The following is a 12,698-nucleotide window of genomic DNA, read 5'->3' as shown; positions in this document are numbered from 1 at the left end:
CGGGCACCCGGCCGGGTGCCCGCCGCAGGCTCAGCCGTCGGCGCGGGCCGGGCGGCGCGAGGTCAGCGGGGTCAGCGCCCAGGTCGCCAGCGCCGGCACCAGGAAGCCGAACAGCGAGGCCGAGGTCCACGGCTGCGGGGTGAAGCCCACCGCCGACTGCAGCCCCTGCCAGAAGTCCGTCCACCAGCCGGCCACCGCGGTCGGCGCCAGGAACTGGTACGTGGCGAAGCCCAGCGCCCACGGCAGCAGCATCAGCCAGCGAGCCGGGGCGTCCTGGCCGGTGTCCCAGCCGTTCCGGCCGGCCCCGAGGAAGTAGTCCACCGCCAGCACCGCCAGCAGCGGCACGAAGACCGCGCCGATCAGGTAGAGGAAGCTCGCGTAGGTGTCGTTGAACTCGCCCTCCTCGACCCGCAGCGCCAGCAGCGTCACCAGGGCGCCGATGCCGCCGGTGAGCAGCCGCCGGTCCACCTTCGGCAGCAGGTTGTGCACCGACATCGCCGTCGAGTACACGTTCGCGAAGGACTGGTCGGTCTCGCGGACCACCAGCACCAGCAGGAAGGCCCAGCCGGCCGCGACGCCGGTGAACGAGGAGAAGATCTTCGAGGTGTCGCCGCCGGACTGCAGCAGTGCGATCAGGCCGAGCACGTAGCACCAGACCTGCGCCAGCGAGTAGCCGGCGAAGGTGCCCCAGTACGCCGAACCGGGCGTGCGCGCGTGCCGGGTGTAGTCCGCGGCCAGCGGCACGAAGGAGATCGACACCGCGATGATCGCGTCGGTCGCCGGGAGGAAGCCGTCCCAGTTGCCCGCGCCCGGGTCGGGGAAGCCCTGCCGGCCCAGCTGGACGGTGAAGTAGACCATCGCCACGCCGACCGCGACGGCCACGTACTTGCGCAGCACCGCGATCGAGCCGAGCGGCCAGATGGTGAGCGCCGTGGTCAGCACGCCGGCCAGCAGCACGAACAGCCAGCGCCAGCCCTGGGTGCCCGCCACCGTCTGGGCGCCGCCCGCGATCACGATCAGCTCGAAGACGCCCCAGCCGATGCACTGCAGGATGTTCAGCACCGTCGGCAGGTACGACAGCCGGGTGCCGAACAGGCCGCGCAGCACCGCCATCGCGGGGGCGCCGGTGCGGGCGCCGATCAGCGCGGCGACGCCGAGCATCGCGGTGCCGATCACCGTGCCGGTGACGATCGCGGTGACCGCCGCCGCGAAGGACAGCTCGTGGCCGGCCGTGCCGAGCACGGTGGCGGCGCTCTGGAAGCCGATCAGGCTGACCCCGAGGTTGGCCCAGAGGGCGAACTGGGCGCGGAAGTCGAGCGTCCGCGGCGGGGCGGTGTCCAGCACGAGCGGCGCCTCGACGCGCCGGCCGGCCTCGACACCGGGAACAGGGGCAGGCGAAACAGCCGTCATGGCCGGTACTCCCTACGCCGGCATTACCCGGACAGGTTCAGGCGGTCAGCGCCCCCTCGTCCGGCCCGGACTCCGCCCGGCCGGTCGATCGGCGCACTCTCAGCCTGGAAGGTCCAAGCTCCCGCGTGTTCAGATGAGGACGACAGGCTAACGAACCCTGCCGCGCACGCCAAGGGCCGGAGGTTTCCGTTCCGCATCGCGGGACGGCGGCCCGCCGGCCGCGTGCCGCACCCCGCCTTTCGCGTTCCGCCGCAGGTCGGACGCATCCTGTCAGGGACGGCTAAGGATTCTTAGCCGTTCTTCAGAAGGCTCCTTACGGCAACCGAATCAGCCATGCGAAACACTATGGGCCAAGGATCTGTCAGCTATGGAGGTCGTCCGTGAGCAACGAGCACGCGAGTGGGTCCACCGGGCCGCAGGAGGAGCAGCTGCCCTCCGGCGAGCCCCGTACGGTGGGTCCGGCTCCTGACACCGCGGCGGCCCCGCCGCCGCCGGTCGTCGAGTCCGCGCCCACGCTCGCTCTCTCCAAGCTGAGCGAGCCGGCCCCGGCCGCGACCTCGTACATCGACGCCCCGCCGCCGGTCGTGCCCGCGGCCCCGGCCGCGCCGTCGTACCTGGACGCGCCGCCGCCGGCCGTCCCCGCCGGCTCCCCGTACGCCGACGTCCCGCCGCCCGCGGCGGCGGCCGCCCCGGGCCAGCCCCAGCCGCAGCCGGCCAACCCGTACGCGCCGCCCGCCGCGGCCACCGACCCGTACGGCACCCCGGCGGCCCCGCCGCCGGCCGGTCCCACGCCGCCCGGCGAGGCGCACCACCCGTTCGGCGCCGGCCACCCCGTCGGCGGCTGGGGCCACCCGGCCGGCGGCCCCGGCGGCACCGGCAACCCGGGCGAGCCCGGCGGCCCCGGGTACCCGTACCCGCCGGTCGGCGGCCCGGCCCCGCGCCGCAAGCGCGGCGGCCTCGTCGCCCTGATCGCCGCGGTCGCCCTGGTCGCCGGCGTGGCCGGCGGTGCCATCGGCGCAGCGGTCAGCGGCGGCGACAGCTCGGACGGCACCAGCCGGACGAGCACCACCGTCAGCGTCAGCGACAGCCGCAAGGTCACCGACCGCGCCCCGGACTCGGTCGCCGGCATCGCCGCCAAGGCGCTGCCCAGCACCGTCACCATCAAGGCGCAGGGCTCGCAGGAGTCCGGCACCGGCACCGGCTTCGTCTTCGACACCGAGGGCCACATCCTCACCAACAACCACGTGGTCGCCCCGGCGGCCTCTGGCGGCAAGCTCACCGTGAAGTTCTCCGACGGCTCGTCCTACACCGCCTCGGTGGTCGGCCGTGCCCAGGGCTACGACGTCGCGGTGATCAAGCTCGACAACCCGCCGAAGGACAAGCTCGTCCCGCTGCCGCTCGGCGACTCCGACAAGGTCGCGGTCGGCGACGCCACCATCGCCATCGGCGCCCCCTACGGCCTCGAGGGCACCGTCACCACCGGCATCATCAGCGCCAAGGACCGCCCGGTCGCCTCCGGCGACGAGACGGGGGCGCAGGCGTCCTACATGAACGCCCTGCAGACCGACGCCTCGATCAACCCGGGCAACTCCGGCGGCCCGCTGCTCAACGCCTCCGGCGCGGTGATCGGCATCAACTCGGCGATCCAGTCCAACACCAGCGGCAACGGCCGGGCCGGCTCCATCGGCCTCGGCTTCGCGATCCCGATCAACCAGGCCAAGTGGGTCGCCGAGACACTGATCAAGGACGGCCAGCCGGTCTACGCGATCCTCGGTGTGCTCCGCAACGACGACTACAAGGGCGACGGCGCCCAGATCCAGACCAACGCCGTCCAGGGCACCCCGGCCGTCACCCCGGGCGGCCCCGCCGACCAGGCCGGCCTGAAGCCCGGCGACGTCATCACCAAGCTCGGTGGCATCCCGATCGACAGCGGCCCGACCCTGGTCTCCGAGATCTGGACGCACAAGCCGGGCGAGAAGGTCGAGGTCGAGTACACCCGCGACGGCAAGGCCGCCAAGACCACCGTCGTCCTCGGCGAGCGCAAGGGCGACAACTGACCCCGCCCGGGGTCACCCGGCCCCGGAAACGGAGTGCACCGAACCCGCTCCGACCCGTTAGGCTGACCTCCGCCAGGAGGGTTGCCCGAGCGGCCTAAGGGAACAGTCTTGAAAACTGTCGTGGCCTCTGGTCACCGTGGGTTCAAATCCCACACCCTCCGCGTGTGAGGAAAGAAGTACCGGCTCAGGGCGGGTACCGGCTACGGCCGGTGCCCGCCCTCTGCGTTGGGCGGGGGCGGGGGCGGCCCCCGTTCGGGTCGTCCGCGTTGCCCGGGGCGGGGCGGGGCCGTCGGATGGAGGTGTGCCGTGCCCGTACCCGGTGCCGCGGAGCGTGCCGGGCCGACGACAGGAAACCGCTGCCATGTACGTCCGCACCCTCTACGCCACCGGCGACCCCGCCCGGATCGACGAAGCGCTCGACGCGCTCCGCGCCGAGGCCGTCGGCCTGCTCACCGACCGTCCCGGCTACCGCGGCTACGGCCTCTTCGCCGACCGGACGGTCGGAAAGATCGCCATGGGGTCCTGGTGGGAGAGCGAGCAGGCCCAGCAGGACAGCGACGAGGCGCTGAAGGCCCGCCGGGCCGCCCTGCTGGCGCCGTTCGCGGGCACGGTCACCGTCGACGTGTGGGAGGCCGCCGCCTTCAGTCCGCCGGCCCCGGCCGCGCCCGGCGCGGGCTTCCGGATGGTCCGTGCGGACATCGACCCGGCCCGGATCGACGACCTGGTCGAGCGGTTCCGCACCACGCTGCTGCCCGAGATGGGCCGGCTCGACGGCTTCGTCTCCGGCACCCTGCTGGTGAACCGCGCGGAGGGCCGCTCCTCGGTCGGCACGATCTTCCGCGACCGCGCCGCGCTGGAGGCCTCGCGCGCCCCGCAGGCCGCCCTGCGGGCCCGGAACGTCCCGGCGGCCGGGGTGACCGTCCGCAGCCTGGAGGAGTTCGAGGTGGTCCTCCTGGACCGGCCGGCCGACCACGGCTGAGCCCGCCCGCTCCACCGCACCGGCACTCCTGACCGCCCGTCAGGGGTGCCGATCGGTGTTCGCGCACCGTCCTTGCCGCGCCCGCCCGACGGGGGCAGAGTGCAGAGCGGACGGACGTGCGAGAGACGGAGGCTGCCGTGGGTGATCTGGTCGACCGGCTGGTGTCGGGGCTCCCGGAGGCGGCGGTCGCCGTCGATCCGGACGTGGTCGCCTCGTACGCCCACGACATGGCCGGGTTCTGCGAGGCCGGGTCGCCGGCCGTGGTGGTCTTCCCGGAGACCGTCGAGCAGGTCCAGCACGTGCTCCGCACGGCCACCGAGCTGCGGGTGCCGGTGGTGCCGCAGGGCGCCCGGACCGGGCTGTCCGGCGGGGCGAACGCCGTGGACGGCTGCATCGTGCTGTCGATGGTCAAGATGAACCGGATCCTGGAGGTCGATCCGGTCAACCGGCTCGCCGTCGTCGAGCCGGGCGTGGTGAACGCCGAACTCTCGCGGGCCGCGGCCGGCCACGGCCTCGCCTACCCGCCGGACCCGTCCAGCTGGGAGTCCTGCACCATCGGCGGCAACATCGGCACCGGCGCGGGCGGCCTCTGCTGCGTGAAGTACGGCGTCACCGCCGAGTACGTGCTCGGCCTCGACGTGGTGCTGGCGGACGGCCGGCTGCTGAGCACCGGCCGCCGGACGGCCAAGGGCGTCGCCGGGTACGACCTGACCCGGCTGCTGGTCGGCTCCGAGGGCACCCTCGGCGTGGTGGTGCGGGCGGTGGTCGCCCTGCGGCCCGCCCCGGCCCCGCAGCTCGCCCTGGCGGCGGAGTTCCCCAGCACCGAGTCGGCGAGCGCCGCCGTGTGCGCGGTGATGGCGGAGGGCCACGTGCCCTCGCTGATGGAGCTGATGGACGCGACGACCGTCCGCGCGGTCAACGCGATGGCCCGGATGGGACTGCCGGAGTCGACCCGGGCGCTGCTGCTGGTCGCCTTCGACGGCCCGGCCAAGGAGGCCGAGCTGGCCGAGGTGGCCCGGCTGTGCCGGGAGGCCGGCGCGAGCGAGGTCGTCCCGGCCGAGGACCAGGCCGAGTCGGACATGCTGCTGGAGGCCCGCCGGCTCTCGCTGCCCGCGATGGAGCGGCTCGGCACCACGATGATCGACGACGTGGCGGTGCCGCGCTCCCGGCTGGGCGAGATGCTCGACGGCGTCGCCGCGATCGCCGAGCGCCACCGGCTGACCATCGGCGTGGTCAGCCACGCCGGGGACGGCAACACCCACCCGGTGGTGATCTTCGACTCCGCCGATCCGGACGAGACCGCCCGCGCCCGGGCCTCCTTCGACGAGATCATGGCGCTCGGGCTGGACCTCGGCGGCACAGTCACCGGCGAGCACGGCATCGGCCTGCTCAAGCGGGAGTGGCTGGCCCGCGAGCTCGGTCCGGTCGGGTTGGAGCTCCAGCGGCAGATCAAGGCGGTCTTCGACCCGCTCGGCATCCTCAACCCCGGCAAGGCCCTCTGAGGACCTCGCCGGGCGGGGCGTGCGGATGCTCCCGCGCGCCCCCGGCGGACGCGGCAGGTGTGCGGTGAGCTGAGGACAACCGGCTCGACATCACGCTAAAGGGCGAAAAGGGTACGTCGAGCTATGCCTTTGTCGATTTGTTGCGGGAGTCTTCTCTCCGGCGGGCCCCGCCGACGAACCCGGCCACGGAGGACATGCATGGGGAGCTTCACCGCGCCGCACCGGATCTGCGCACCGGGGGCCGCCGCGGACTGAGCCGGTCCTCCCGGACGGCCGAGCAACACGGCCGCACCACCCGTCGGCGGGGGCGCCGAGCGGGGGAGCGGCCCGCGGCGCCCCGGGAGGACACCGGACACCAGGGCGCGGAAAGGGTCTCCGAAGCCCGACGGGCGGGCGGTGCCGAACCACGGCACCGCCCGCCCTCCTGCATTCCGTCCGTCCTCCGGGCGGGTGGGCCGCCGCCGGCGCCGTGCGGTCAGCGGCGCACCGTCAGCGGCGTGCCGTCAGGGTGGCCCCCACACTGGCCGCGACCACGCAGCCGATGCCGGCCAGCTGCACCCCGCCGAGCAGCTGCCCCAGCACGACCAGCCCGACCAGGGCGCTGACCGCCGGGTCCAGGCTCACCAGCACGCTGAACACCCGCTGCGGCATCCGCCGCAGGGCGGTCATCTCCAGCGCGTACGGCACCACCGGGAAGAGCAGTGCCACCCCGCCGACCGCGAGCAGCAGCAGGGCGGGCGAGGGCGCGGCGGAGAGCCCGTGCCAGGCCGGGGCCGCGCCGAAGGGGGCGACGGCCAGCGCGGCGACCGTGAAGGAGACGGCCAGCCCCTCGAAGCCCTTGAACACCGCGCCCACCTTGTCGGTGAACAGGATGTACCCGGCGTAGCAGGCGGCCGCGCCGAAGGCGTAGCCGAGGCCGACCGGGTCGAGGGCCGCGCCGCCGGAGCCCTCGCCGAGCAGGGTGAGCAGCACCACGCCGCCGGCCGCGAGCAGCGCCCACAGCAGGTGGCTCGCCCGGCGGGACAGCGCGATGGCGACGGCGAGCGGGCCGAGGAACTCGATGGTCGAGGCGGTGCCCATCGGCAGCCGGTCGGTGGCGCCGGCGAACAGCAGGGTCATCCCGGCGGACGCCAGCCCGAGCAGGACGGCCGAGACCAGGTCGCGCCGGCTGCGGCCGCGCAGCCGCGGCCGGGTGACGGCGAGCAGGACCACCGCGGCCACGGCCAGCCGCAGGAAGGTGGCCCCGCCGACGCCCAGCACGCCGAACAGCGACTTGGAGGAGGCGATACCGAGCTGGCAGGTGACCATGGCCGCCACACACAGCAGCGGCGCCGGGATCGATCCCAGGCGCCGCTGCGGGGTGGTGGTCCGTTCGGGACGGCCGGCCGGTGGCCGGTGCCGTTCGGTACGGGGGGTGCCCGTCCCCCCGTCCGGGGGTGCAGCGGCGGCGGGGCCGCGTCGTCGCCAACCACCGCGCTCGCCGGCGGGCTCGCCCTTGGGGGAGGGCGGCATGGCGAAGGCGTCGGCGACGGCGTCGCCGGTGGGAGCCGTGCGGAGCGGCTCGAAGGTGTTGGCAGCGGACATGCCGCCGAGTCTGACGTAAGGACTCACCTGGCTGCAAACCCGTTACCACTATGCGGGACGGGCCCACCGGTCGGGTGAATCGGCGGCCGGGCGGCGCGCGCCTGACCCGGGAGTCCGACGATCCGTCAGTACGACTGTGGCGTGCGCTCCTTGGGAACCGCCGCGCTGGCCGCGGCCACCTCCGTCCTGCTGCTCGGCACCGCCGGCGTCCCCGCGGCCTCGGCCGCGCCCGCCCCGGCGGCCTCCGCCGCGCCGCTCCCGGCCGCGCCGCGGCTGACCCGCACCGTGCTGGCCGACCCGGCCGCCGGTCCCGCCGCCGGCGGCCGGCTGCCCGCCGGCGAGCTCTACCAGGGCCCCGGCTTCGACGCCTGCACCGCACCGCCGCTCCCCACCATGCAGACCTGGTGGGACGACTCCCCGTACGGCGCGGTCGGCATCTACGTGAGCGGCTCCCAGCGCGGCTGCACCCAGTCCCGGCTGACCGCCGACTGGGTGGCGCAGTCCCGGGAGATGGGCTGGCGCTTCGTCCCCACCCACGTCGGCCTGCAGGCGCCGTGCAGCACCAACGGCAGCAAGCCGCGGCACATCGACCCCGCGCGGGCGGCGGCCCAGGGACAGCAGGAGGCGGCCGAGGCCGTCGTGGCGATGCGCGCCCTGGGCTTCGGCGACGGCAGCCCGGTCTACCTCGACATCGAGGCGTACCCGCGCGGCGACAGCCGCTGCAGTCAGGCCGTGACCGACTTCGCCGTCGGCTGGACGCAGGCCCTGCACGCCGCCGGCCACCTCGCCGGCTTCTACTCCAGCGCCGAGTCCGGCATCGCCGACCTCGCCGCCGCGGCGCGGGCCGGCAGCTCCCCGCTGCCGGACGCCGTCTGGTACGCCCGCTGGGACGACCACGCCAACACCACCGACGGCGCGGGCGCCCTCAACCCCGAGCTGTGGACCGACCACGGCCGGATCCACCAGCACCGCGGCAACGTCCAGGAGTCCTACGGCGGCAACGCCCTCACCGTCGACCGCGACGAACTCGACTCGCTCGTCGGCTGAGGGCACCGTCCCGCCCGGCTCAGCCCCGGTACGGCGGGGTGATCCCCCAGTCCCAGTGCGGCGCCGGAGCCTCGGGCAGCGGCGGCGGGTTCGGCCCGGAGTAGAGCACCGCCATCCGGGTGCCCCACTCCAGGTAGTGCGCCAGCACCGCGCGGAACTCCGGGTCGTCCGGCAGCCCCACCTCGTCCGCGGTGTCGGTGAGCAGCGCGATCCACCGGCGGCGCTGCTCCTCGGTGATGCCCCGGCCGAGGTGCCGGGAGGCCATGTGCCGGTGCCCGCCGTACTCCGAGGTGTACCGCGGCGGGCCGCCGAACACCTCGCCGAGCCAGGCCGCGACGTGCTGCGCGTGGGCCGGGTCCTTCCCGGCGAAGACCGGTGCGAGCAGCTCGTCCTCGTCCACCCGCTCGTAGAAGCGGGTGAACAGCCGCTCCAGCGCGGGCGCCCCGCCCGCCCAGGTGTAGAGCGTCGGCGTCGATCCGCCGCGCCCGGCCACCGGCGTGGCCTCCTCCACCGACAGCCCGGCCGGCTCCGCGTACGGCGCGAGCGCCGCCACCAGGGCTCCGCCCTCCGGGCTCTCCCAGAACTCGCGGCGCCCCTCCTCGGAGGTCCAGCGGATCCGCAGCCCGTACCCGTCCGGGTCGCCGGCCGAGCGCTCCAGCGCGTAGTCGACGCACCCCCCGGCGCCGCCCAGGCCCGCCACCGCCCCGCGGCAGGCGGCTTCGAACGCGGCGCGGTGCTGCGGCCCGGCGAGCCGGTACCGGATGTACTCGATGGTCATGGGACGACTGAAGCGCGGGCCGTCGGCGGGGGCAACCGTGCCGTCGCCCGGCCGGCCCCGGAGACGCTGGTCTCAACTCCGCCACGGATGCTGACACCGGGCCCCGGCCGGGGAAAGAATCGGCACGTCAGCGGCGACTACTTGCGAGTAGGCGCCCGCGAGACCCACCACCGGTCAAGGAGGACCCGCGTGTTCAGCACCATGCAGGACGTACCGCTCACCGTCGCCCGGATCCTGGCGCACGGGTCGACCGTCCACGGCCGCTCCACCGTGACCACCTGGGACGGCACCGGCCCGGTGGTCCGCAGCTACGCCGAGGTCGGCGCCCGCGCCGCACAGCTCGCCCACGCCCTGCGCGACGAGCTCGGCGTCACCGGCGACCAGCGGGTGGCCACCCTGATGTGGAACAACGCGGAGCACCTGGAGGCCTACCTCGCGGTGCCGTCGATGGGCGCCGTGCTGCACACCCTCAACCTGCGGCTGCCCGCCCAGCAGCTGGCCTACATCGTCAACCACGCCGCCGACCACGTGGTCGTCGTCAACGGCAGCGTACTGCCGCTGCTCGCCGGCGTGCTCGGACAGCTCGCCGACACCCTCCGGCACATCGTGGTCAGCGGCGAGGGCGACCGCTCGCTGCTCGACGGCTTCGCCGGCACCGTCCACGAGTACGAGGACCTGATCGCCGGCCGCCCGACCGACTACCCCTGGCCCGCGCTGGACGAGCAGCGGGCCGCCGCGCTCTGCTACACCTCCGGCACCACCGGCGACCCCAAGGGCGTCGTCTACAGCCACCGCTCGGTCTACCTGCACTGCCTGCAGGTCATGGCCGCCGACAGCTTCGGCCTCACCTCCCGGGACACCGCCCTGCCGGTGGTGCCGATGTTCCACGTGAACGCCTGGGGCGTGCCGCACACCGCCTTCATGTCCGGCGCGAACCTGCTGATGCCCGACCGCCACCTCCAGCCCAAGCCGCTCGCCGAGATGATCGACCGGGTGCGGCCCACCGTCAGCGCCGCCGTCCCCACCATCTGGACGGGCCTGCTCGACGAGCTCGACGCCGGCTCCTACGACACCTCCAGTCTGCGCATGGTGGTCATCGGCGGCTCCGCCTGCCCGCCCGCCCTGATGAAGGCCTTCGAGGACCGCCACGGCATCGACGTGGTGCACGCCTGGGGCATGACCGAGACCTCCCCGCTCGGCACCTTCTCGCTGCCGCCGGGCGGCCTCACCGCCGAGGAGGAGTGGCCCTACCGGCTCACCCAGGGCCTCTTCCCGGCCTCCGTCGAGGCCCGGCTGATCGGCCCCGGCGGCGAGCGGATGCCGCACGACGGCCGCGCCGCCGGCGAACTGGAGGTCCGCGGCCCGTGGATCGCCGGCGCCTACTTCGGCGGCGCCGGCCGCGACCCGGAGCGCCCCGAGGACAAGTTCAGCGAGGACGGCTGGCTGCGCACCGGCGACGTCGGCACCATCACCGCGGACGGCTACCTCACCCTCACCGACCGGGCCAAGGACGTCATCAAGTCCGGCGGCGAGTGGATCTCCTCGGTCGAGCTGGAGAACCACCTGATGGCCCACCCGCAGGTCGCCGAGGCCGCCGTGGTCGCCGTGCCGGACGAGAAGTGGGGCGAGCGCCCGCTGGCCACCGTCGTGCTGCGCCCCGGCGCCACCGCCGACCTGCGCGAGCTGCGCGCCTTCCTGGCCGAGAGGGTCGCCTCCTGGCAGCTGCCGGAGCGCTGGTCGATCGTCGAGGCCGTCCCGAAGACCTCGGTCGGCAAGTTCGACAAGAAGGTGATCCGGGCCGACTACGCCGCCGACCGCCTCGCGGTCACGCTGCTCGGCAAGGAGTGACGGACGGGCTCCTCTCCCACTGCGGGAATACCCCTGGGGGGTATAGCGTTCCGTCTGGCGGAACCCGCGAGGGGAGAGGAGCCCGCACCATGGAGCACCACCCGCACCACCCGACCGAGCACCACACCCACCCGCACCACGAGCACCAGCACCACGCACACGGTCGCGGGCAGCAGGCCGCCGGCCGCGACTCCGGCTGGTCCACCGCCGTCCGGGCCACCCTGCACTGCCTCACCGGCTGTGCCGCCGGCGAGATCCTCGGCATGGTCGTCGGCACCGCCCTCGGCCTGCACACCGGCGCCACCGTCGCGCTCTCGGTCGCGCTGGCCTTCGTCCTCGGCTACGCCCTCACCATGTACGGGGTGCGGCGGGCCGGCCTGCCGCTCGGTGCGGCCCTGAAGGTCGCCCTCGCGGCCGACACCGTGTCGATCCTGGTCATGGAGCTGATCGACAACACCGTCATGGTCGCGGTGCCCGGCGCCATGGACGCCGGACTCGGCAGGCCGCTGTTCTGGGCCTCCCTGCTGTTCTCCCTGACGGTCGCCTTCGCCCTCACCGTGCCGGTCAACCGGTGGCTGATCTCCCGCGGGCGCGGCCACGCCGCGGCCCACGCCCACCACTGAGCGGGCGTCAGCCGCCGGCGACCGTACCGGCCTCGGAGAGCGAGCCGATCCGGCCGAGCAGGTCGACGATCCTGGACTGCACGTCCTCGGTCGTCGACCGTTCGGCGAGGAACAGCACGGCCTCGCCCGTCCGCAGCCGCGGCAGGGCCTCCCGGTCCAGGCCGTCCGAGGTGTAGACGACCAGCGGGGTGCGGTGCAGCCGGTCGTTGGCGCGCAGCCAGTCCAGCAGGCCCAACTGGCGGCGCTCGATCCGCTGCAGGTCCATCACCACCAGGTTCGGCTGGACGCTGCTGGCCCGGGCCACCGCCTCGTTCTCGTCCGGAGCGTGCTCGACGTGCATGCCGCGCCGCTCCAGGCTGGCGATCATCGCCCCGGCGACGTCCGGGTCGGACTCCACCAGCAGCACCCGCGGGGCGTGGTTCTCGCTGTCCCGCGGGGCCAGCGCCCGCAGCAGCACCGCCGGGTCGGCGCCGTACGCCGCGTCCCGGGCCGACAGCCCGATCCCGGCCGTGACCAGCACCGGCACCCGCCGGTTCAGCGCGGCGGTGCGCAGCGACTCCAGCGCCGTCCGGGTGATCGGCCCGGTCAGCGGGTCGACGAACAGCGCGGCCGGGAAGCCCGCCACCTGCGCGTCGACCTCCTCCCGGGAACGCACGATCACCGGCCGGTAGCCGCGGTCCTGCAGCGCCTGCTTGGTGGAGGCGTCCGGCTCGGGCCACACCAGCAGCCGCCGCGGGCCGCCGTCGATCGCCGGCACCAGCACGGTCGGCTCGTCGGCGGGGACGGGCGCCGCCCCGGCCGGGGCCAGCTCGGACAGCGGCCGAGGGGGCGTCCGCAGCTCCAGCGCGGCCGGCGCGGCCGGCGCGGCCG

General features: G+C 74.7%; 10 protein-coding genes, 1 tRNA gene and 1 riboswitch. Of the genes, 7 read left to right on the top strand and 4 right to left on the bottom strand.

Annotated features, from left to right (window positions below; genetic code table 11):
• Positions 1–30: 30 nt before the first annotated feature.
• Positions 31–1,410, bottom strand: a complete 1,380-nt coding sequence (locus ABZ641_RS14115) for a cytosine permease (RefSeq protein WP_344624536.1) — start codon at positions 1,408–1,410, stop codon at positions 31–33.
• A riboswitch (TPP riboswitch) is annotated at positions 1,403–1,545 on the bottom strand. It overlaps the preceding gene by 8 nt.
• Positions 1,546–1,790: 245 nt before the next feature.
• Between ABZ641_RS14115 and ABZ641_RS14110 the strand changes: the two genes are divergently transcribed.
• From ABZ641_RS14110 to ABZ641_RS14095, 4 genes are all read left to right on the top strand, one after another.
• Entirely contained in the window at positions 1,791–3,467 is a 1,677-nt protein-coding gene (locus tag ABZ641_RS14110; RefSeq protein WP_359981709.1) for a trypsin-like peptidase domain-containing protein, read from the top strand.
• A gap of 75 nt (positions 3,468–3,542) precedes the next feature.
• Positions 3,543–3,628: transfer RNA gene (locus tag ABZ641_RS14105), tRNA-Ser, on the top strand.
• A gap of 200 nt (positions 3,629–3,828) precedes the next feature.
• Positions 3,829–4,446 carry an antibiotic biosynthesis monooxygenase gene (locus ABZ641_RS14100; protein WP_344624970.1) on the top strand — a complete coding sequence of 206 codons (618 nt, stop codon included), beginning with the start codon at positions 3,829–3,831 and terminating at the stop codon, positions 4,444–4,446.
• A gap of 137 nt (positions 4,447–4,583) precedes the next feature.
• A complete protein-coding gene (locus ABZ641_RS14095) occupies positions 4,584–5,948 on the top strand; it encodes an FAD-linked oxidase C-terminal domain-containing protein (protein ID WP_344624971.1) in 1,365 nt (454 codons plus the stop codon).
• Between the two features lie 489 nt (positions 5,949–6,437).
• Here the strand turns inward: ABZ641_RS14095 and ABZ641_RS14090 are convergent, their stop codons facing one another.
• A complete protein-coding gene (locus ABZ641_RS14090) occupies positions 6,438–7,532 on the bottom strand; it encodes an EamA family transporter (protein WP_359981705.1) in 1,095 nt (364 codons plus the stop codon).
• A 141-nt stretch (positions 7,533–7,673) separates the two neighbouring features.
• On the opposite strand from ABZ641_RS14090, the gene ABZ641_RS14085 reads away from it, so the two are divergent.
• Positions 7,674–8,579, top strand: a complete 906-nt coding sequence (locus ABZ641_RS14085; RefSeq protein WP_359981703.1) for a DUF1906 domain-containing protein — start codon at positions 7,674–7,676, stop codon at positions 8,577–8,579.
• Between the two features lie 19 nt (positions 8,580–8,598).
• Here the strand turns inward: ABZ641_RS14085 and ABZ641_RS14080 are convergent, their stop codons facing one another.
• Positions 8,599–9,357, bottom strand: coding sequence for a group II truncated hemoglobin (locus ABZ641_RS14080; protein WP_344624974.1), 759 nt, complete (start codon positions 9,355–9,357; stop codon positions 8,599–8,601).
• Positions 9,358–9,546: 189 nt separating this feature from the next.
• Here ABZ641_RS14080 and ABZ641_RS14075 point away from each other — a divergent pair, with 189 nt between their 5' ends.
• Both ABZ641_RS14075 and ABZ641_RS14070 read left to right on the top strand, forming a co-directional pair.
• A complete protein-coding gene (locus tag ABZ641_RS14075) occupies positions 9,547–11,205 on the top strand; it encodes a long-chain fatty acid--CoA ligase (RefSeq protein WP_359981700.1) in 1,659 nt (552 codons plus the stop codon).
• 89 nt (positions 11,206–11,294) lie between these two features.
• Positions 11,295–11,828, top strand: coding sequence for a DUF4396 domain-containing protein (locus ABZ641_RS14070; RefSeq protein ID WP_359981698.1), 534 nt, complete (start codon positions 11,295–11,297; stop codon positions 11,826–11,828).
• A 7-nt stretch (positions 11,829–11,835) separates the two neighbouring features.
• On the opposite strand, the gene ABZ641_RS14065 is transcribed toward ABZ641_RS14070, so the two are convergent.
• On the bottom strand, positions 11,836–12,698 hold an 863-nt coding region (locus ABZ641_RS14065; RefSeq protein WP_359981696.1), incomplete at its 5' end, for a response regulator.

This window comes from Kitasatospora sp. NPDC007106 (assembly GCF_040634455.1).
GTDB lineage: Bacteria > Actinomycetota > Actinomycetes > Streptomycetales > Streptomycetaceae > Kitasatospora > Kitasatospora arboriphila.
This window is presented reverse-complemented; position numbering and strand designations above follow the sequence as displayed.

Bases quoted from the DNA above. Each gene is read 5' to 3' on its own strand.
- ABZ641_RS14115 (WP_344624536.1), bottom strand. From the start codon at position 1,410: ATGACGGCTGTTTCGCCTGCCCCTGTTCCCGGTGTCGAGGCCGGCCGG.
- ABZ641_RS14100 (WP_344624970.1), top strand. From the start codon at position 3,829: ATGTACGTCCGCACCCTCTACGCCACCGGCGACCCCGCCCGGATCGAC.
- ABZ641_RS14090 (WP_359981705.1), bottom strand. From the start codon at position 7,532: ATGTCCGCTGCCAACACCTTCGAGCCGCTCCGCACGGCTCCCACCGGC.
- ABZ641_RS14080 (WP_344624974.1), bottom strand. From the start codon at position 9,357: ATGACCATCGAGTACATCCGGTACCGGCTCGCCGGGCCGCAGCACCGC.
- ABZ641_RS14070 (WP_359981698.1), top strand. From the start codon at position 11,295: ATGGAGCACCACCCGCACCACCCGACCGAGCACCACACCCACCCGCAC.